A 21648-nucleotide genomic window follows, 5' to 3' on the forward strand; every position below is an offset into this window, starting at 1 on the left:
CGCTGGTTTGGATAATCCCTCAAACGTCTATTCGAAAGCGAAACGCTGGCAACCTCAGTTCAATCTCCAAATGGCAATATGGCCGATGCACATGCTGAATCAGGCGTGGTTCAGCAGGTATACAAGGCGGGATTGACCAGAAGAGCAGATATGGTGATGACTGTAACAGGAGAATATGTATGTGATTACTGTAAGCCGGATCTGGTATCGATGGATATAGAAGCTTAGCTTAGTTCACTCTATATACATGAAGCCGCATCAGGCAGGATCCTTTTCGATATCTGGAATGAAAAGCTCTAGGTGGGGAATAACAAATAAATTTCTTTATATCTTGGGTAATCCCCAATAATGGAAAAATCGACGGAGGTTCCAGCTACTTTACCGCGTGGGAGGATATCTGGCGTCATCTAAGTCGGTTGGGATTTTGCTCAGGCTCAATCTGTTTAGATCTCGTGGATGCCCCTGACATCGCACCCTACAGCTTGAGTGTCGCGGCTGACAGAGGAAACTATCTTGTCACCCTATTGGAGACTACAGAACACGACTCCGTGGTCAGAGGGTACTCCAACCCAACGGCAAGCGCGGAGGAGGTGGATATCCTAGGTGACTATTGGGATGCTCGGCATCTGACTTGCAATTTTGAATTCGTCTGCAGAATGGTTGAAGAGTTTTTTAGAACCGGCGACGTTTCAAAATATTGGCTCAATTAACGACCCCGCCCTAAAAGAATACTGTAGAAACCCTTTTAGAAAACCCTAAAATCCGCGCGCCGACAACGGCACCAATAACCATAGCCGCCTGGCCAGAGTTCAGGGACTAAAAAATCGGCTTCATGGTGCGGCAGGGCATGATCGAGATCAGCGTTTCCAGTTCCGGGAAGGTGTAATCATCGTTCTAGAGCTCATTCGAACGCCATCGAGAGGCCGCTTGCGTAGCGGCTAACGGTATTGTCTAGCTCAAGATGTTTGTCCACCCCATAAGTTGTCGCAGACGTCGTGGCCGGTGGATTCCAAAAACTCTGGTGTTTTGAAAATTTCACCCTTCATTGCTGTTGCGCGAAAAAAACGCTTTCAAATCCTCATCAATTTTCAGTCTATTCCCTTCGCCGTTGCCGTCCACTTTGCTCGCACCACCAGAATTCAAATCCAGTCGTGCTGTGTCGATATCGGCTTTCTCGCTGGCGTGAGCTTTGAACGAAACGCATGAAATGGTGATCCTGCCATCGGCGTTCATTTCGAGGATGCTTTCCCCGCAGACAAGACGAATCTGTGAGCCTGCTTCAATCAGATATCGGGTGCTGATGCTGTCGGATTTTGTTCCACCCACCTGCAGTCGATCGTTGCGCTTTACGGCCCTCGTTCGATCCTGGCCAATCCTCACCTGCTCATCATTTCCCACACTTTTGGTGCGATCGTGCCCCACCGAATGGCTCTCGTCGACCTCGACCACGATGTCCTGATTGCGCTCGGCGTGGATGTACAGTTGCTCTTCGCCCTTCTTGTCCTCCATGCGGATTTCGTTGAAGTTCGCGGGGGTGCCGCCTTTGCTGGAGCGGCTTTTGGTGCCGCTTTGCGTCGCATTGGCAGGGAGGTCGTAGGGCACGGGCTGTTCTGCGTTGTAAACGCGCCCGGTGATGATGGGGCGATCCGGATCGCCTTCGAGGAAGCTGACGACGACTTCCTGGCCGATGCGTGGAATGTGCACCGAACCCCAGTTTTTTCCGGCCCAGGCTTGCGAAACGCGAATCCAGCAGGAGCTGTTTTCGTTGGACTGGTCGTGGCGGTCCCAGTAAAAGTGCACCTTCACGCGACCGAAGGCGTCGGTGAAGATTTCTTCCTGCTCGGGGCCCACAACGATGGCAGTTTGTGGACCTTTGACGATTGGCCTCGGGGTGATCGGCAGCGGGCGGAAACTCTGGTGAGCGGCGATGCAGGTCAGCTCGCTTTCAAACTGCAGTTCGCTATTGCCCTGGCCGGTTTCCAGACTTTCCTGAGTGACCGTGTAGCGCGCTGTAACGATCAAGTATTCACGGTTCTGATCCTCACGGCTAAAACCATTGAGGCTGAACACGTGCCCTGCGCCGAGCCCGCGTGCGTTGCCTTTCAGTTTGATACGCTCGTGCAGGCTCTGAATCGCCTCGATTCGGGTGCGCGCGTAGTGTTCGCCGTCCTCGCTTTGCACGTACGTCCCCGGGTAGTCGAACAGCGGATAGTCGCCAGCCGTATGCGGACGAGGCATTGCTGAACGCACGTCGATACGCGCGCTTGGGCGTTGAAAGTCGTAGTCGTTCAGCTCAAGGGAACCGGGCTGCACTTCCTGCGCCAGGTGCCAGCCGCTGATGTGGTCGCGCTCCCGGTGTTGGCCGTCCGGATGATAAAAAGGCACCGATTCATAGCCGGGTGGGGCCTGATGGGCGCCGTAGGCGTCGGCCAGGACCAAGACATGGCGATCCTCTTCCTGCCGGAAAAAGTAATAGATGCCTTCCTGCTCCATCAGGCGGCTGACGAAATCGAAGCTCGTTTCCCTGTACTGAACACAGTATTCCCACTCACGGTAAGGGCGACTGAGGGCATCTTCGAAGTCCGAGAAGCCCAAATCGCGAAACACCTGCTTGATGATTTGCGGGATGGTCAGGTGCTGAAAGATCCTGCAGTCCGACGTGCGAGTCAGCATCCACAGCCATGGGCGCAAAGTGACCTGATAGCTGGCGAACTGGCCGACATCGACACCCTGACTGCACCGCGCCACTACCCCGTGAAAGTAGCGGTTGCCTCCGCCCCTCGACTGCATGGACACGCTCATGGGTTTGCCGAGTAATTGGTTGAGGTCGATGGCGTTGTTCTGGGATATCAGTTCAAGGTCATAAGCGAACAGCCGGCCCAATTCTTCCTTGCCGTCCAAGCGCTTGAGGATCAGAACGTCCGGGCCCAGAGGGCTGCTGACCGGCGCCAGGCGGGTGAATTGCGTAAATTGCATGGTTTATCTCTTGATTTCCGGAATCAGCGCGTTCGCCAGCGCATGCACGAGGGGTCGCATCAGGCCCCGACATCACTGAACTGGTAAGCCAATTGGTTATCTCGTTCACCGATCATGACCCGCGCCATCGGCTTGCCATCGAGCAGGCGTGTCAGGAACTCGCGGCTCATGTCGGGGAGTAAGGTGTTTGTCAGGATCGTGTCGATCATTCGGCCACCGCTTTCGGTCTCGGTACAGCGCGAAACAATCAGCTCGACTACCTCGTCCTCGTAGTCGAACGCCACCCTGTGCGTTTTTTCCACGCGGTTTTTGATGCGGTCGAGCTGCAGGCGGGTGATGGCTTTGAGCATGGCATCGCTGAGCGGGTAGTACGGAATGGTCACCAGGCGCCCAAGGAGCGCGGGCGGAAAAATCTCCAACAGCGGTTGGCGGAGAGCCTTGGCGATGGCTCCGGGATCGGGGACGTTGTTCGGCTCGCTGCACAGATGGGAAATCAACTCGGTTCCGGCATTGGTGGTCAGGAGAATCAACGTGTTCTTGAAATCGATCACGCGGCCTTCGCCGTCCTCCATCACGCCCTTGTCGAAGACTTGGAAGAAGATCTCATGCACGTCCGGATGGGCCTTTTCCACCTCGTCGAGCAGCACCACGCTGTAAGGTTTGCGACGCACCGCCTCGGTCAGCACTCCGCCCTCGCCGTACCCCACATAGCCCGGCGGCGCACCCTTGAGGGTGGACACGGTGTGCGCCTCCTGGAATTCGCTCATGTTGAGGGTGATGACATTCTGTTCGCCACCGTATAGGGCTTCCGCCAGGGCCAACGCTGTTTCGGTCTTGCCCACGCCTGAGGTGCCCGCGAGCATGAACACCCCGATAGGTTTGTTCGGATCGTCGAGTCCGGCGCGCGAGGTCTGGATACGCTTGGCGATCATTTGCAGAGCGTGGTCCTGACCGAGGATGCGTTTGCTCAGGTGCCGGTCGAGGTTGAGCACTGTTTCCAGTTCGTTGCGCGCCATGCGGCCGACGGGAATACCGGTCCAGTCAGCGACCACCGATGCGACGGCCTGATAGTCCACGGTCGGCAGAATAAAAGGGTTTTCGCCTTGCAGAGCGCTGAGACGGGATTGCAGGTCCACCAGCGTCTCGCGCAGCTCCCGCCTGGGTACGGCGCTTGAGGGTTGATCAGCGACCCCGGTGTTTTCGCGCAGTTCTGCGCGGATCGCCAGCAGCTCATCGACCAGCGCCTTCTCCTCCGCCCAGCGGCATTCCAGCGCCGTGAGCCGCGCCCGCTCCTCCACAAGCAACGTCTCGCTACTGCACTGACGAATGCCTGTGTCGATCCCCACCGCATGCTCTCGCGCGATGATCTGCAGCTCGGTTTCCAGCGCTTCGATGCGGCGGCGACTGTCGTCCACTTCCGCCGGTACCGCATGCAGGCTGACGGCGACCCGCGCGCAGGCGGTGTCCAACAGGCTGACGGATTTGTCTGGCAACTGGCGCGTCGGAATGTACCGCTGGGAGAGCTTGACCGATGCTTCCAGCGCTTCGTCGAGGATCTGGACCTGATGATGTCGCTCCATGGTCGAAGCCACGCCACGCATCATCGACACCGCTTTGGCTTCCGACGGTTCGCTGACCGGCACAACCTGGAAACGACGGGTCAGCGCTGGGTCTTTCTCGATGTACTTCTTGTATTCACCCCAGGTCGTCGCGGCAATCGTGCGCAATGTGCCACGTGCCAGAGCCGGCTTGAGCAGGTTCGCTGCATCACTTGTGCCCATCGCGCCGCCCGCGCCGACCAGCGTGTGGGCTTCATCGATGAAGAGAATGATGGGCTGGGGCGAGGCCTGGACATCTTCGATGACCTGACGCAGGCGCTGTTCGAACTCGCCCTTCATGCTGGCGCCGGCCGGCAATAGACCGATGTCGAGACTGCGCAGCTCTACCTCTTTGAGCGCTGGGGGCACGTCACCTGCCACCAGGCGCAAGGCGAACCCTTCGACCACTGCCGTTTTACCGACCCCCGCGTCGCCCGTCAGGATCGGGTTGTTCTGACGACGACGCATGAGAATGTCGACCATCTGCCGGATTTCTTCATCGCGCCCGACGATAGGGTCCAGCTTGCCGTCACGCGCCTGCTCGGTCAGGTTGACGGTAAAGCGCTTGAGCGCGTCCTGTTTGCCCATCGCACTCGGCGCTAGGGCACCACGGGCATCGCCTGGGGTTGAGGCGATCTGGAAGCCGTCGCTGGCGCTCAGTGCGTTCTCCGGGGAGTCACCGACGAATTGATCAAACCGCTCGCTCAAGATCTCGACCTTGACCTTGGTGAATTCTGAGGACAACCCCAGCAAGGCATGGCGCAGCGTTGCCGTCTTGAGAATGCCCACGATCAGATACCCCGTGCGCACCTGGCTTTCGCCAAACATCAGGCTGCCGTAGACCCAGCCGCGTTCCACCGCTTCTTCGACGTGAGAAGACAGGTCGGTGATCGAAGTTGAAGCCCTTGGCAGGCGATCCAGCGCATCGGTGAGGTCACGGGTCAGCCTCGCTGGTTCGACGTTGAACTGACGCATGATCCGGTGCAGGTCCGAGTCCTGCAATTGCAACAACTGATGGAACCAGTGAGCCAGCTCCACGTAGGGATTGCCTCGTAGTTTGCAGAAAACGGTGGCGGCTTCGATGGCCTTGTAGCCAACGCTGTTGAGTTTGCCGAACAGCGCTGCGCGGCTAATCTCACCCATGTTCGGTGCTCCTAGCGTAAAGAGGGGGCGACGTCACCACGTCGGGCGCTGTCGCGGTTGCCTGATGGGCGTACTGGCGATTGAGTAAGAGGTCACGAGCGTCCCCCCCGGGTTGCCCCAGCCAGGTGTCGAAGCCGAGACGCAACTGACCGTTCAATTGAAAAACCGGGGCATGGGAGTGTCGAAGCACCAGATTGAGGTCCCAGTCCATCTCGCGCCCCATATACTCATCGACCCACGCCGCGAGATGGCCAAGTGGCTTACCCCCGGGCAGCATGGCTCGGTATTCGTCGAGCGTGAGCGGTCCCAGACGGATACGAAACTTGTGTTGCCGATCCCACACATGGCTCCCGAGGCAAAAGTCGACACCCAGTTGATGGGCGCTGATACCGAGACGGTTGCGCTCCGGAACGTCCAGCCACTGACCGATGTACTCCTCGATTTCCACTGGCAAGCCGAAATAGCTTTCCAGAATGGCCTTGAGCCCGTCGGGATAGCGGGTTTGCGCCGCAAGGTGCCCGCTGAAATGCAACGTGGCAGTCTTGGGAATGAGCCCCTGGCCCAGCAAGCCAGGCATGCCGCGTCCGCTTATAGCGGCGAGTCGTGCAGACCAGTAGTCATCGTCGGGACGGTCATGACTGACGGTCGGTCGCGCTTCGGCCCAAGCCCTGTAGAACAGGCTCAGCAGGCGATGATGGAACACATCCAGAAAGCGTTTGCTGGTGCTGTCCGCGTGATTGCGCTGGCGCTCGCGTATGTATTCGGTCAGGTGCAATGGCAATGGGCCGTTCGGGCCGCCAAGGCCAAAAAAGAATTGCTCCAGGCGTGCGGGTTGGTGGTTCTGCGCTGGGGTCAGTGCGGCCAGCGTGGAAGGCGCGAATGCACAATCGGGCTGCTGAGCAAGTCGCAATGGGTCATCTTTCAGGCGCAGTGAACGGCCCAGGCGCGGCGATTCCGGGAATTCGCATTCGATTCGCCGCAGCGCCTGGAAAAAGTCATAGTCCCAAGGCGCCTCATGCATGTCAGCGAGCCTACTCACAGCGTCGGCCGCCTGCCAGGCGTGGCTTTCCATCGAGTGATCTCGCCGCGCTCGTGGGTGCGAATCACCGTCTCGGTAAAACTGTTGATAGAGACGTAGCGCGCCAGGAAGCGCTCAAGCACCGCACCCAATAAGAATACACCGGTGCCCCGGAAGGCGTTCTCGTCGAAAGTCAGGGTGATTTCCAAGCCGCGACCGAACCCAACGGGACCCTTCATCGGCAGGCGCCGTGTGCAAGGTTTGCTGCTGACATCGTGTAGCCCCTCGATCTGCAATTGAAGGGCAGGATCGTGATCATTGCCGTAGAGGCGCAGCAGTTCCCGCAAAACGGCCGCTCCTTGGCCTTTTTCATTCAAGGACAGGTAGTTCAAAGACAACTGGCTGATCAAACGCCAGGCGGTGCTGTCGTGTGCGTGGCTGGCACGAGGTCGGCTCGGCTCGGCGACACAGCGAATCGATTTGACCGGTGCACTGTCGGCCAGCGTGAAGTCGGTGTTGCCGCCTCCTACGTTCATGAAGAGGGGGAGGTCGCGGTTGGTGCACAGCGCAGTGATACCCAGTTGTCTCAAGTCGTGGCGATAGGGCGCTTGGCGACCGTCTACCAGGCTGACGAAGGTCTCGCTCCCCACGTAAGGCGAGCGGTTACCGGTGCGGCGCTGTTCGCTGGGGAGCATGCGAGGCTCGCGACGCAACGTGTAAAAGGCCTTGCCCCGGCCGTATCGCGAGGGGTCACGTACCGCGTAAAAGGGCAGGAAGGGTTGTTCTGGCCCGGTGCCGTGACCGACGACACCGGTCAGCGAATGGATTTCGAAATCAGTCGGCCGCGTGCGGTCGGCGATCACATGATGCTCGTTGACCCGCTCAGACAGGTGGATGCGGTCCACGCGACGCGGAAAAAGATTGATCGCCGGGGTGCAGAAGGGCACGAACTGTCGTGGTCCGACGTTGCCCTCCAACGTCGGGTCAAACCGCCCGAACAATACGATCAGTTCCAACTCCGCTCCCGAGCAGCGCTGTACGGCGCGCCGCAATTGGGTGAAGTTGACGAACAGATAGCGTTGGGGCAGCGCGAAGTATTCCTGCAGCAGCCGATAGCCCTGGAATGCCTGTGCCACGACGGGCATCGCGGCTTCTCGATCATCGAAGCCGCAGGGTTGCAGGGCGTCGCTCGGCAGGCGTTCGACCCAGTCTGCACCCGGTTGGCGAACAAACACCGCGCAGGCATTGCCCATCAGTTGTTCGTACAGGCGAAACGGCAGTTCGTCCGCGCCCTTCAGGTACAGGGGAAGGTCGTCCAGGGCGAGGGTGTTGAACGGGATCTCGGCGCCGGTTTTCAGTGAAATGCGCAGGCCGGCCTTGGCGTCGGGTTCGCTGGCGGCGAGACGCCCGAGCACGGTGGCGGGATTGCCAAAATAATCAGCGCCGCCGAGGCTCAACGGCCACAGCGTCACCGGGTGAACGCTGCGGTATTCGCAGGCGGTCTGGGCATCGGGCCCGAGCGTTGCTCGCAGCACGCGATCACGGGGCAGGGTAAAACCGTCCTGCAGCGAGCCTTCTTCCGGATCGACCTGCATCTGCACCACGGTCATCGAAGGGGTGGGGGCAAGGTAATGCGGGTAGGCGATTTCCAGCAGGCTGTGGGTGAACGTCGGGTATTGGGCGTCGAGCTTCAATTGCACCCGGGCCGTGAGATAGGCAAAGCCTTCCAACAGGCGCTCGACGTAGGGATCGGCACATTCGATGCCTGAGAGGCCCAGGCGCCCGGCGATTTTCGGGTACTCCCTGGCAAACTCCGCCGCGCTTTCGCGCACGTGTTGCAACTCCTGGCTATAAAACTCCAGCAGGCGTGGATTCATGAACGTCTCCGCTGTTCGGCAGGCATGACGTGCACATGGCCGGATTCCAGATCCAGATCGGTGCGCAGCAAAAGTGGCAGCGCCAAAGGCTGCGCCCACAAGTCGCCCTCGATTTCGAAGCTCAGGGCGTTGTGGGTTATATGCTCAGGCGACGCCTGGGCGCGTACACGCAAGGTGTGGCGCAGTATGCGCGGCTCATAGGTCGCAATGGCTCGGTGGATCAGACCCTCAAGAACGCGGACATCAACGCTCGACGAGCTGTTGCCCGCCAGCGCAGGCAAGCCGTAGTTGATCACCGACGTCGCGGCTGCCAGGTCCAGGGAACCTTCTACATTCAGCGACGAGGTGGTATTCAACAGCCAAGTCAGGTCACGTACTACCGATGCTTTGAGTCGAGTGGCCGACATGACCCGCTTGTCTGCGCCTTCCTGCAGGTTGGCGGGCTCTTCATCGGTGAGACGGTCCAGCAACGACGGCTGCAGACGCTCGCGCACGTTCATTTCCAGAGGTAACGCCATAGGTCGGGCACCGAAAACGGAGTCGATAAAGGTGGTAGACGCCCCCGGCGAGAAGTACCGAGGGCGTCAACAATCAGCGTTTGGTGTTGGAGCGGATATTCCAGCCGTACTTGATCGGGCCTCCGTCCTTTGTGCCGTCGGCTTTCTGTGGCTGGTACTCCACCAGCACCTGCGCGAAGTTAAGGGTGATGGTTTCGGTGAGGCGATCATCGCCGCCTGAGCCACCGGTGGTCAGCGATGTAATCAGGACTTCTTCCAGGTTGATCACCAGGTATTCGACCTGGCTCTCCCCGCCGGCCTTGCGCACCGTCAAGGTGACCTTATCGATGTGCTTGCCGCTGGAGCAGTGCATCATCAGATTTGGCGTGGCCTTGTCGACGTACTTGGTCAGCGACAGGTCCTGAATGTTGACCTTGCCCGCTCCGCCCCCGCCGCCGACGTGCATGTTGCCGGACTGGGACATCCCCCACGTCCAGGCCAGCACATCGATTTCGTCCTTATGGGCCTGATCCATGGACTCGCCCTTGATGTCGCCAATCTTGATGAAAATATCAACAGCCATTTTTTCTCCCTTGTGGTCTTCACCACGTTGTGGTCAGTCGGAGCCGGTGCCCGACTGTTTGTGAACGACACGCTCTTTTTTGAAGCGTGGGTTCCGCTATGCGCTTTTTGCCGAGGGCAGTCTGGAAACCAGCCGCAGCGAAACTGTCAGCCCTTCGAGCTGATAGTGCGGACGCAGAAAGAATTTCGACTGGTAATAGCCCGGTTTGCCTTCCACATCCTCGACTGTCACTTCTGCTGCAGCCAACGGATGCTGGGCCTTGGAGGTTTCGGTGGAATGCGCCGGATCGCCGTCGACGTAGTTCAGAATCCAGTCCTGCAACCAGCGCTGCATCTCGTCCTTTTCTTTGAAGGAACCGATCTTGTCGCGCGCGATGCACTTGAGGTAATGAGCGAAGCGGCAGGTGGCGAACAGGTACGGCAGGCGTGCCGCCAAGTTGGCATTGGCAGTGGCATCCGGATCGTCGTACTCGGCAGGCTTTTGCAATGACTGAGCGCCAATGAAGGCTGCGAAATCGGTGTTTTTCTTGTGCAGCAACGGCATGAAACCGTTCTTCGCCAACTCGGCCTCGCGACGGTCGGAAATGGCGATTTCGGTCGGGCACTTCATGTCGACGCCGCCGTCGTCGGTCGGGAAAGTGTGTGCGGCGAGATTGCGGACCTCGCCCCCGGATTCGACGCCACGAATTCGTGAGCACCAGCCGTAATGCTTGAACGAGCGGTTGATATTGACCGCCATCGCATACGCGGCGTTGGCCCACGTGTACTTGGCACTGTCGGCGCCATCGGTGTCTTCTTCGAAGGCAAAGGCTTCCACCGGATCAGTTTTGGCGCCGTAGGGCAGGCGCGCCAGGAAGCGTGGCATCGTCAGTCCGATATAACGCGCGTCTTCGGATTCGCGCAGCGAGCGCCAGCCCGCGTATTCGGGTGTGGTGAAAATTTTGCTCAGATCACGTGGATTGGACAGCTCCTGCCAAGAGCCCATGCCCATCACCGTCGGCGAGGCGGCTGCGATGAACGGTGCGTGCATGGCTGCGCAGGTTTTGGATAACTCTCCGAGCAACTCGACGTCCTGCGGCGACTGATCGAAGTAGTAATCACCCACCAGGCAGCCGTAAGGTTCGCCACCGAACTGCCCGTATTCTTCTTCGTACATTTTCTTGAAGATCGGGCTCTGATCCCATGCCGTGCCCTTGAATTTCTTCAGCGTCTTGTGCAGATCCGTCTTGGAAATATTCAACACGCGGATCTTCAGTTGCTCATCGCTTTCGGTGTTGTTGACCAGATGATGCAAGCCACGCCACGCGCTTTCGACTTGCTGGAACTCGGCGTGATGGATGATCTGGTTAACCTGTGCAGTGAGTTTGGCGTCAATGGCCGCAATGATCGCCTCGATGGAGGTGATGGCATCGCTGGCAACCAGATCGGTCTGTGCCAACGCCTGTTCGGCCAGCGTGCGCACTGCGGTTTCGACCGCTTCTCGAGCGCGCTCGGTCTTGGGTTTGAATTCTTGCAACAGCAGCGAGGCGAACGCATCGGCGTCTTCGGTCTGGCTGGCCTGTGGCTGATTGTCGTGCAGCAATTCGGTCATGATCGTTCGTCCTGATTAGGCCTTGGGCTCGGCTTCGTCGGGTTTTGGCGCACTGGCCAGGGCCTGCAACAGGGCAGGGTCCTTGATCGCTTTCAAGATGATTTCTTCGGCGCCGGTTTTGCCGTCCATGTAGGTCAGCAGATTGGCCAGTTGGGTACGGGCTTCCAGCAACTGACTCAGGGCATCGACCTTGCGAGCCACTGCGGCGGGGCTGAAGTCGCCCATGCTCTCGAACGTGATGTCCAGGCTCAGATTGCCTTCCCCGGTCAGCTCGTTCGGCACATGAAAGGCGACGCGGGGCTGCATGGCCTTCAGGCGGGAATCGAAGTTGTCGACGTCGACTTCCAGAAACTTGCGATCCGCCACCGCGGGCAGCGGCTCTGCAGGCTTGCCCGTCAGGTCGGCCATGACGCCCATCACGAACGGCAACTGGACTTTCTTTTCGGCCCCATAGAGCTCGACGTCGTACTCGATCTGCACCCGTGGGGCGCGGTTGCGCGCAATGAATTTCTGAGAACTGGTGTTCGCCACGTTGCTCCTCCTGGTCGCTCCTGCGACGTGATTGGTGTCATCGGTCTTGGCCGGTAACGGATTGCGGGTTCTTTGCTTGAAGGGGCGCACAGGCAGGCGCCCCGATTCATTCGGCTTCAGGGCCCCGCAAGTTTTCGAATTGGGACAGACCGTCGGGAATCAGATTGCGCACGATGGCGGCAAAGTCGCTGTGGACCAGGCTCTTCGCTCGGTTCAGCAGCAACGGCAGCGGGCTGGAAGGCTCGTGGCGGGCGTAGTAGCTGAGGATTTGCTCGAGGCTGCTGATTACGCCTTCTCGGTTGGCGATATCGCTGCACATGCGAGGCATGGTTGCGTTGATTTCGACTGCTGCGGTCTCTTGGGAACCCTCCCGCAGCGGCGCGAGGCGTTCCGGGGTGGACGCGTATTCGCCCAGAATCTGCAGGGCCTGCTTGAGCGGTTGCTTGAGTGCAGAGAGATCGACACCGCGCGCGGAGCCGACCTGACGTGAAACGAACTGCTCGATCGCATCTGCTGTGCTGTGGGCTTCCTGTAACGCTGCGCGCAGCTCGGACAAGTGTTCGGGGTCACTGTCACGCAGCGCGCCTGCCAGCTCGTTCGGCGTCAAGTGTTCGTCCGCGACAGCCTGCAAACCGCTGGCATGCAATGCCGCTCGCAGGCTGATCGGGCCTAGCGCACGCGATCGAGTCAGCAGGCTTTCGCGCAGCAACCGGATAGTCGTCTGGCATGCGATACCGGAAAGCACGTTGATGCGTACTGTGGGATCGTCATGGTCATCGGCCTCCAGTCGCGGGTACAGGGTGGACCAGTACTGACCGATCAGACCGTTAATCAGCGTCAGGCCATTGGCCAGCCCTTGAAAGCCGTGGAGGGCCAACGCGCTTTGCAGAAAAAAATGGGTGATGCGCAAGTCTTTGCTGCGCTGCAAGAGCGCGACGGAGAACTGTTCGATTTGCCGCCAATCTGGCGGTTCTGCGGGATGCACGGCTTCGCCCATCGTGCGCTCGGGCTTACCTTGGGCGTTGCGCTCCAGTTCTAGAAAGTCCGCGTCGTATTCCAAGTTATCGCCGCACGGAGAACTTGCGGAAACGGGTGCGAGCAACAAAAAACAATCCGCCAAGATCGATCTCCTTATCGGCGTGGGGGAACTCACTAACTGACGAAGAAACTTCCTACAAGAAATAAGGAAATGTCGTTCTAGCTGATCAAGCTTGATGGCAAGCGGGTATCGGTGAATTCGAAAAGTTGTTTATTTTTGTTGTGTAAGTTTCCGAATGTCAAGGTAAGCTATGCGCCGCTTCAGACAGATTCGTACACTAATGGGGTATGTAATTTCTCAGTGGTCGGCAGTATTTCTCGGGTTTTATAAGATGTGTAAGATTGTGTAAAAGAAGTTTAGAGCCTGCGTTTGCTGATTGAATCTTGACTGGTTCAATCTATCGAGAGCGCGGTTTTAAAGGGTCTCGGCGTTCAGGAGGCGAGTGCAGGGCGGCGTTGTGCCAATCGGATGGACTGGCGCTGCCTTCCGCCAAACGGCTGCGCATCATTTTGAAAAACTTTAAGCAGCCAGGGCTCTTTAGCCATTAAGTCGCACTCGGCAATGACTAAATGTTTCCAGAGCAGGGATAGTTCCGTTGTTAATGGCATTACGCTAGTTATATACGTATGGCTGCTTTCAACCAGGCAACTGTGGGGGCGCGCTAGTCGGCACGTGTTCGGCGCGGGGCTGTTAGCACTGCCCCGAGCTTTACTCACACATTCACACTAAGACGAATTGAACTTTGTGCTTCTGTTCTGCCCCGTATGCCGTCGTGCCTACGAGCAGCCTTGTCCACAGCGGCATCGCTTCCTGAATGAGCGATAGCGGAATAACGGATAGCCAGTCAGTTCGTCATGAGGGCGCAGGATGTTTCAAAGAGTTGGATTGGCCGCCGCCATGGCACTGTTGCTGATGGCGTGTTCCCGACACATAGCACCGCCGAACCCGGTTGAGGGGGCCACTGAAGCCTCCCGGGTTGTACTGCATTTCACCGCCGCTGACGGGCTTAACCCTGGTGGGAGCGGTCAGCCTACGCCGGTTCGGGTGCGTCTGTTCGAGCTGAAAAACGCCGCGAGTTTCAACCGTGCCGACTACTTCGCCCTAGCGGAGCGAGCGCAGGATTCGCTGGGTAGCGACTTGGTCGATCAGGACGAAGTGCTGCTGCAACCCGGCCAGCATCTGACGGTCGAGCGGACGCTCGATGCCGCCACGCGGCGGGTCGGGCTGGTGGTTGGTTATCGTGAGCTCGACCAGGCGCTCTGGCGCGCCGTGCTTGATGTTCCCCCGCGCATGTCCCACGAATTCGATATCGCCCTCGACACCCTGGCGGTCCGTACCGCCCTGTCCGCCCCTTCAATTCACTCTGCTCACTAGGCATTCGGAGAACTCATGTCCTGGAATAATCGTGTGGTCTGGTCGGAAGGCATGTTCATTGGCACCCAACACTTTCAGCAGCATGACCGCTACCTGGAAAACCTCATCGATGCACGCAGTCGTCCTTTATCGGCAGGCGCTTGGGGGTTCTCCGAGTTGTTGCTGGATGAGGGTCTGCTAAGTCAGGGCAAGCTGGCGATCACCTCTGCACGGGGGCTGTTGCCTGACGGCACGCCGTTCAACATTCCCCATGACGACCTGCCTCCCGCGCCACTGCACGTCGAAAGCGGTCCGCGCGACGCCATTGTCTATCTTGCGTTGCCGCACAAACGTGCAGGGCAGCGAGACACGGTGGATGAAGGCGAGGCTGTGGGAGGCGCTCGATTCATCAGCCAAGTGCGTGAAGTAAGGGATGACAATTCGCCGTTCGAAAACCGGGCTCCGGTGGCGGTGGGCGCGCGGGCGCTACGTCTGCTGACCGACACGGACGGGCTGGGCGAATATGCCGCAATCGGGGTCGCCCTCGTCTCGCAAAAATCGGCCGATGGCGCATTGCGCCTTGATCACCGCTACATCCCGCCGGTACTCGACGTTGCGGCTTCCAAACCCCTGGCGAGCTTTCGCAGTGAGCTGCTGGGCCTGCTGCATCAACGGGGCGAAGCGTTGGCCGGGCGGGTTGTCGCTTCGAGCGCTGGCGGCGTTTCGGAAATTGCCGACTTCATGTTGCTGCAACTGATCAACCGGGCCGAACCGCAGCTTCGTCATCTCAGCGAACTCAGTCCGCTGCACCCGGAGCGGTTCTACAGTGAACTGGTCAGTCTGGCAGGCGAGTTTGCCACGTTCGCCCAGGACGACCGGCGACCTCGAACCTATGGGCATTACAGGCACGATGCCCTGGCCGAGACCTTTGAACCGGTCATCCTCGCCTTGCGCGAAGCCTTGTCGATGCTGATCGATACCAAGGCCACGCCAATCGACATCGTTGAAAAAGCCTACGGTGTCCATGTCGCGATGCTGACGGACCGCACCTTGATCGATCATGCCTGTTTCGTTTTGGTGGTGCGGGCCGACATGCCCGGCGAAACCCTGCGCAGTCGCTTCCCTCAACAGAGCAAGATCGGCTCGGTGGAACACATTCGTGATCTGGTGAACCTGCAATTGCCGGGTATCAACCTGATGCCGTTGCCGGTGGCCCCACGGCAGATTCCGTTTCATGCGGGCTCTACGTATTACGAGCTGGATCGTGGCAGTGAACACTGGCAACAGCTGGCGCATTCCGGGGGCTTCGCCTTACACATTGCAGGCGAGTTTCCCGGCTTGAGCCTCGCGTTTTGGGCCATCCGGGGATAACGCACGATGCCTTCCAATCAAAACCCGTTCAACCACCCGATCCCCGGCGGCGATTGCTCACATTACATGCCTCGCCTCTACGACCTCGCTCCGCTGGCGCCTGAGGCCGGGAGAGGCGCTTCGCCTGAATTATCGGCGTCTGCTAACCCATTGCCGCTCGGGCAGGCGCAGGGTCTCAATCCGCTGGAAGCCGCTGCCGGCCCTCTACTGGCCATGCTCACCCGCTTGCGCAGAACCGTCGATCACCCAGCGCCCGCCAGTTTGCGTGCCCAGTTACTGGGTGAACTGCGTGAGTTCGAATCGCGCGCTGAAGCGGCTGGAGTAGTGCGCAACGAGGTGCTGCTCGCGCGTTACGCTCTGTGCACCGCGCTCGATGAAGCGGTACTCAGCACACCGTGGGGTAGTAGCAGTGAGTGGGGCAAGCAGAGCTTGCTGATCACGGAACACAACGAAGCCTGGGGGGGTGAAAAGGTCTTTCAGTTGCTGGAGCACTGCCTGCAAAGCCCCCGCGAACGCCTCTATCTGCTCGAGCTGCTCTACCTGTGTATGTGCCTGGGTTTCGAAGGGCGCTATCGGGTAATGAACGAAGGCCGCAGCCAACTCGAAGCGCTTCGCGAGCGTACCAGTGCCGCTATTCGCAGTGCCCGTGGTGAGTATGAACATGCGTTGTCGGCCCATTGGTGCGGCGTGAACGTCATGCACCCGCGGGTTCTGCAGTTCGTAGCGCCTTGGGTCGGCCTGGCGGTGGGCGTTGCATTGTTGCTGGTTCTGCTGCTCGCCCTGCGGATGAAACTGGCCTTCGAGGCCGAGCCCGTGTTCAAGACCATTCATGCGTTGAGCGAGATTCCGATACAGGCGATCAGCCCGCCCCTCCTTCAGCCCAAACTGTATGAGCGGCCCCGCCTGGCCGGCTTCCTGGTGGAGGACATCAAAGCTCACCGTATCGTTGTGGAAGACGCGGTAGACCGTTCAGTCCTGACGATTCGGGGCGATCAGGTTTTCTCTTCGGGCAGCGCCACGGTTGTCGATGACTACCAGCCGCTGATGCTGCGCATTGCCGATGCTATCCGCAAAGTCAAAGGGCAGGTCCGGATTACAGGGCACAGCGACAACCAACCCATTGCCACCCCACGCTTCCCCTCCAATTGGGCGCTGTCTCAAGCTCGTGCCCAGCAGGTACTGCACATTCTGGCAGCCAAGACCGGCCAACCCGAGCGCTTTTCCGCCGAGGGTGTAAGTGACACCCAGCCGCTGGCTTCCAATGCCACTGAGCAAGGTCGAGCGAAGAACCGTCGGGTGGAAATCGCGGTATTGGCGGAGGGAGTGGAGTGAAGGGATTTGTAGGTTGTGTCATCCGTTGGGTCGTGCCGATCTTTCTGTTGGTCGCATTGGGCATCATCATCTGGTTCATCGGCCCCGTGCTTGACGTGCTCGTGCCTGACCATCGACGTTGGGGGCTGATCGGTCTGCTGTGCGTGATCTGGATCGCGTGGCGAGGGTTACGCGTTTTGCAGGCGCGACGGGAGGCCGCCAAGCACCTGCAGCGCCTGAGGGCGGAAGCGGCACAGGACCCTGTCCGCCTGGCAATCGCCGAGGAATTGACGACCTTGCGCCAGCGTATGGACGAGGCAGCCAGGCTGCTTGGGAAAGCGCGTCTGGGCGTTAATCAACGACGAAACCGCTTCGAATTGCCGTGGTACGTCGTTATCGGTCCGCCCGGCTCGGGCAAGACCACCGCGTTGGTCAACTCGGGATTGCATTTTCCGTTGGCGGCCCATGAGGGGGCTCGACGCATTGCCACGACGGGCAGCTGCGATTGGTGGCTCACCGATGAGGCGGTTCTTCTCGATACGGCCGGTCGTTACACCACGCAGGACACTCACGCCGAAGCGGACAAGGCCGGCTGGCTGGGCTTTCTTGACCTGCTGAAAACCCAGCGGTCGCGTCGGCCCCTCAATGGGGTGTTCATCGCAGTCAGCCTGTCCGATTTGCTGTTGGGCAGCGAGGAGGAACGTGCGGCACAAGCGACAGCGATTCGCTTGCGAATTCAGGAGCTGTATAACCGGTTGGGTTTGCGTTTCCCGATCTACGTCATGCTGACAAAGTGCGACCTGGTGCCTGGTTTCGTGGAATTTTTCGATGCATTGAGCCAGGAAGAGCGGGCGCAGGTATGGGGAATGACCTTCACGCTCGACCATGGCGTTCAGGAGGGCAGTCGGCAGGCTGAGGGCCCACTGGATCGCTTCGCGGACGAGTTCACTTTGCTGGAGCAGCGCCTTAACGTGCGACTGGTGGACCGCTTGCAGCAAACGCGCGACTCCGCCCGACGCGATTTGATTTACGGCTTCCCGCAACAGTTCGCTGCGTTGAAAGAAACCCTCGAAGCGTTTCTGAGCGCCGTATTCAAGCCTAACGTTTTTGAAGCCCCAGCGTTGCTGCGTGGTGTCTATTTCACATGCGGTACGCAGGAGGGCCGTCCGATCGACCGTTCGATCGGTGCCATGGCCCAAAGCATGGACCTCGACCATCAGCCGTCGGTCCTTGCGACCGGGACCGGCCGCAGCTATTTCATCGAGAGGCTTTTCACTGCTGTTGCCTTTGCCGAGCGCGGACTGGTCGAGATCGATCCGCGGACCGAGCGGCGGCGCAGGTGGTTTGCACGCAGCGCGTTGGGGGCCACCGTCGCAATCGTGCTGGCGGTTGGCACGCTCTGGCTATTCAGCTTTCGAGCTAACCAGGCTTTCATCGCGCAGGTCGATCAACGGGTCGCGCCGCTGGAACAGAGCGTGCAGAACCTCAGCCCGGCGCAGCGCGAGGTCCTCGCCGTCCTGCCATTGCTCAATGCAGTGCGTAATCTGGCCAGCGATCCGCCATCCCTGGCCAGAGGCTTCGGCCTGTATCCGGGCAATCTGGAGGCTGAATCGGAGAGCGTCTATCGCAAGTTATTGAACGCGGTGTTGGCGCCGCGTCTGGTCTCTCGTATCGAGGAACAATTGCGGAGCAGTCACAGCTCGGACTTTCTTTACGAAGGACTCAAGGCCTACCTGATGTTCGCCGAGAGCAACCACTACGACCCTGACTTTATCAAGGCATGGGTGGCACTGGACTGGGAGCAAAACCTGCCGCTAGATCTTTCTCCCGATCAGCGTCGGGCGCTGAGTGAACACCTGCAGACGCTGTTTACGCGCCGTCCGCCGCTTGCGCATGTGGACCAGCATCTGATCGATGACCTACGTCGGCACATACAGCAACTGCCAATGGCTGAACGCGTCTATGGCCGCATCAAGCGGATGAAGCTTCCAGAGCGTGTGTCGTCGTTTCGACTGACCGATGCTGCCGGCCGGGATGCCGCTTTAGTCTTCTCACGTAAAAGCGGCAAACCACTGAGCGATCCGTTAAGTGGTTTGTTCACCGCCACAGGCTATCGAGAGGTGTTCCTCGCGGCCAATCTCAGCCAAGCTGCCGCGCTGATCGAAGAGCAATGGGTGCTGGGGTTGGACCGCGCGGATCAGCAGAACGTCGTCACCCTTGCCAGCGAGGTGCGGCGCTTATACTTCCTGGATTATCAGCGGCAGTGGGACGCCCTGCTCGCGGATCTCGATTTGGTACCCGTCACCAGTGTGGCTCAGGCGGCGGAGGCATTGCGAATCATCTCCGGGCCTGGCTCGCCGCTAAAAAAACTGCTGGTGGCGGTCGCAAGGGAAACCCATCTGCATCAGCTTGACGAAGCGATGGACGAGCATGGTCTCGAGGCCGGGGAGGCTGTTGACCGGCTCAAACAGCGGTTGGGTTCACTACTTGGGCAGGAGCAGCAGAACAGCGCGTTGAGGTCGGTCGCGAACGAGGACCCGGTCAGCGCGCATTTTGCAGATCTCCGTGCATTCGTGAGTAAAGGCGCGAGCGAACCGGCGGCCATCGAAGATTTGCTTGCCGACATGAACGCGCTTTACGTTCAGGTCAGCGCCATGGCGGGTGCCAGCGGCGAAGCGCTATTAGGCGAGGCCAAAAATTCCGCGAGCGCCGCAGCTGCGAGAGTCAATCTGAACGTCGAGCGCCAGCCGCCGGCGGTGCAAGGGCTGGTGAAATCGGTGGTCGGCGCCACAACCAGTACGTTGATGGGCGGTGTGCGGGATCAACTGAACGCGGCATGGATCAGCGATGTGGTGAACGTCTATCGCAAGTCGCTGAGCGGTCGCTACCCGCTGACCCCGGGAAGCAAGCGCGACGCTACCCTCGATGACTTCGGCCAGTTCTTCGGTGTGGGTGGAGTGATGGACAGTTATTTCCGCAAATACCTGCAAAGCTACGTTGATACCTCGTCGTCAGCTTGGCGTTGGCAGCCGGGGGCGGCTCAGAAATTGGGAATCAACGTATCGGTGTTGCGGACATTCCAACGGGCGGCGGCAATCCGTGATGCATTCTTCCGCGCCGGGGGTGTGCAGCCCACCGTGCGCTTCGAACTTAAACCCGTGGCGATGGAGGCGTCCATCAACCAATTCCTGTTGGACCTCGACGGTCAGCAAGTCAGCTACGACCACGGTCCAAGCCGATCTGTCGCCTTGCAGTGGCCCAACCCTGCCAGCGTTGGCGGAGTGCGCCTGGCGATCTCCCCGCCTCCGGCCAGCGGCCATGGAGGGCTCACATTGGATGGCCCGTGGGCCTGGTTTCGCCTCCTCGATCAATCCGATCTTGCCGCGGGTGAGGCACCGGATCGCTTCAACCTTCGATTGTGGCTCGACGACGCCAGCATTTCCTACGAACTGCGTGCCAACAGTGCATTCAATCCGTTCAAAAGCCGACTTTTGAGTGGTTTCAGACTGCCCGAGCGGTTATGAAGACGTCGGTGGGCTTGCAGCCGGCTGACCTGTCGTAACGATGGTGTCAGCTGTGAGGTGCCACAAGACTTCATTCCGCCACGGGGTGCCTGGAGACTGCGGCCACCGCCCACCTCGGCCAAAGTACCGTTGGCCGAGGGCAGCAAAGGTTGCTGCATGACTCGCGACGCCAGCACCGGGCCGACGGGCCCAGCGACGACCGATGCCTGTAAAGGAAATACTTTTCCACAAGCCCGCAAGGACGAAAACCAGCCCGATCAGGTTAAGCAGGGCTAGGGCGCCCTGTTTATCACCAAGTCATTTTCCGATAGCTGCTGTCAGAGATTTCTCTAACCTCTCATGACCTTTCATATAGCTGAGTCGGAAACATCCTCCAATGACCGCCATATACCGCCGTCACCTGCTGTTGATACTTACCTTCTGCCTTGCCCCGTTGACTACCGTCCACGCCAGCGAGTGCCAACAGTATGAACCGGTAGACACCACCCTCAGCGGCACCCTCACTCGCCAGGTCTTCCCTGGCCCTCCGAGCTTTGAGGACGTCGTCACAGGGGACGAGCCGCAGGTCGGCTTTTATCTCTCGCTCTCAGAGCCGCTATGCATGAACGGCAATGACCATGAGGGGGACGTCAGCGTCGAAGACAATGAGACCCTCGTTCAATTGGTGCTCCAGACCAGCGATTACGACAAGCTACGTCCGTACCTCGACCAGCCGGTCGTCCTCAAAGGCAGCTTGTTCGGTGCGGTCAGCGGCTACCATCACACCCAAGTGCTGATGCAAAAGGTGCAATTGATCAGCGGCATGCCCGCCGCGCCCGTTGACTGCGATCTGCTGAGTCACAACGACGGCAGGCAGGAAGAAACCTACACCCCGCCTTTACAGGGCAAGATCATTGGCGGCAATGCCTGGGTCTACCAAGCCCCTCAATCCACCTGCACTGACAAGCGCCGGACCATCAAAGCGGGGACCCTCGTGAGCGTCACTTCCGTGGCCAGTGGTGGATGGGTGCGCGCCGACGTCGCCGACGACAATGGACCGGCGCAAACCGTGTGGTTGGATCAGGCGCAGGTGCTGTTGGGCCTGGGGGATGTGGAGGAGGAGTGAGGTCGCTGCGCTTGGTCTCGCGATCCTTTCGCGGCGGCAGGCCTGACAGCCTGAAGCTCTGTAAACAGAAAAGCCCGCACGTCGGCGGGCTTTGAGGTGTAACGCAGCTTTCCAGGACGTCCGGAAAGCGCT

General features: G+C 59.4%; 14 protein-coding genes. 5 read left to right on the forward strand and 9 right to left on the reverse strand.

Features of this window, described 5'->3' with window-relative positions:
- Nucleotides 1-1035 precede the first annotated feature (1035 nt).
- The 9 genes from DBP26_RS10815 to tssA all read right to left on the reverse strand — a co-directional run bounded on the left by DBP26_RS10815 (nucleotide 1036) and on the right by tssA (nucleotide 12933).
- The gene (locus tag DBP26_RS10815) at nucleotides 1036-2976 is read right to left on the reverse strand and encodes a type VI secretion system tip protein VgrG (RefSeq protein ID WP_108237578.1); all 1941 of its coding nucleotides are present in this window, start codon (nucleotides 2974-2976) and stop codon (nucleotides 1036-1038) included.
- Nucleotides 2977-3035: 59 nt separating this feature from the next.
- A complete protein-coding gene (gene tssH, locus DBP26_RS10820) occupies nucleotides 3036-5717 on the reverse strand; it encodes a type VI secretion system ATPase TssH (RefSeq protein ID WP_108237579.1) in 2682 nt (893 codons plus the stop codon).
- A complete protein-coding gene (gene tssG / locus DBP26_RS10825; RefSeq protein WP_108237580.1) occupies nucleotides 5710-6789 on the reverse strand; it encodes a type VI secretion system baseplate subunit TssG in 1080 nt (359 codons plus the stop codon). Before tssG ends, tssH begins: the two co-directional genes overlap by 8 nt.
- Nucleotides 6753-8612, reverse strand: coding sequence for a type VI secretion system baseplate subunit TssF (gene tssF / locus DBP26_RS10830; protein WP_108237581.1), 1860 nt, complete (start codon nucleotides 8610-8612; stop codon nucleotides 6753-6755). Before tssF ends, tssG begins: the two co-directional genes overlap by 37 nt.
- The gene (gene tssE, locus DBP26_RS10835) at nucleotides 8609-9130 is read right to left on the reverse strand and encodes a type VI secretion system baseplate subunit TssE (RefSeq protein ID WP_256601272.1); all 522 of its coding nucleotides are present in this window, start codon (nucleotides 9128-9130) and stop codon (nucleotides 8609-8611) included. The genes tssF and tssE overlap by 4 nt, the downstream gene beginning before the upstream one ends.
- Nucleotides 9131-9203: 73 nt before the next feature.
- Nucleotides 9204-9692, reverse strand: a complete 489-nt coding sequence (locus DBP26_RS10840) for a type VI secretion system tube protein Hcp (RefSeq protein WP_108237583.1) — start codon at nucleotides 9690-9692, stop codon at nucleotides 9204-9206.
- 96 nt (nucleotides 9693-9788) lie between these two features.
- Entirely contained in the window at nucleotides 9789-11282 is a 1494-nt protein-coding gene (gene tssC / locus DBP26_RS10845; RefSeq protein WP_108237584.1) for a type VI secretion system contractile sheath large subunit, read from the reverse strand.
- A gap of 15 nt (nucleotides 11283-11297) precedes the next feature.
- Complete coding sequence (gene tssB, locus DBP26_RS10850; RefSeq protein WP_108237585.1) at nucleotides 11298-11813, reverse strand: type VI secretion system contractile sheath small subunit; 516 nt, start codon at nucleotides 11811-11813, stop codon at nucleotides 11298-11300.
- A gap of 106 nt (nucleotides 11814-11919) precedes the next feature.
- Nucleotides 11920-12933: a type VI secretion system protein TssA gene (gene tssA, locus DBP26_RS10855; protein ID WP_108237586.1), complete on the reverse strand. Its 1014-nt coding sequence runs from the start codon at nucleotides 12931-12933 to the stop codon at nucleotides 11920-11922.
- Between the two features lie 786 nt (nucleotides 12934-13719).
- On the opposite strand from tssA, the gene tssJ reads away from it, so the two are divergent.
- From tssJ to DBP26_RS10880, 5 genes are all read left to right on the forward strand, one after another.
- On the forward strand, nucleotides 13720-14226 hold the full coding sequence (gene tssJ / locus DBP26_RS10860; protein WP_108237587.1) for a type VI secretion system lipoprotein TssJ: 507 nt from the start codon (nucleotides 13720-13722) through the stop codon (nucleotides 14224-14226).
- Between the two features lie 15 nt (nucleotides 14227-14241).
- Nucleotides 14242-15576 (forward strand): type VI secretion system baseplate subunit TssK, encoded by a 1335-nt coding sequence (gene tssK, locus DBP26_RS10865; protein ID WP_108237588.1) that lies wholly within the window; start codon nucleotides 14242-14244, stop codon nucleotides 15574-15576.
- 66 nt (nucleotides 15577-15642) lie between these two features.
- A complete protein-coding gene (locus DBP26_RS10870) occupies nucleotides 15643-16908 on the forward strand; it encodes a DotU family type VI secretion system protein (RefSeq protein WP_108237796.1) in 1266 nt (421 codons plus the stop codon).
- Entirely contained in the window at nucleotides 16905-20411 is a 3507-nt protein-coding gene (gene tssM / locus DBP26_RS10875) for a type VI secretion system membrane subunit TssM (protein WP_108237589.1), read from the forward strand. The genes DBP26_RS10870 and tssM overlap by 4 nt, the downstream gene beginning before the upstream one ends.
- A 376-nt stretch (nucleotides 20412-20787) precedes the next feature.
- On the forward strand, nucleotides 20788-21516 hold the full coding sequence (locus DBP26_RS10880) for a DUF4431 domain-containing protein (protein WP_108237590.1): 729 nt from the start codon (nucleotides 20788-20790) through the stop codon (nucleotides 21514-21516).
- The last annotated feature ends 132 nt before the right edge of the window (nucleotides 21517-21648 follow it).

This window comes from Pseudomonas sp. RIT409 (assembly GCF_003052515.2).
Lineage (GTDB): Bacteria > Pseudomonadota > Gammaproteobacteria > Pseudomonadales > Pseudomonadaceae > Aquipseudomonas.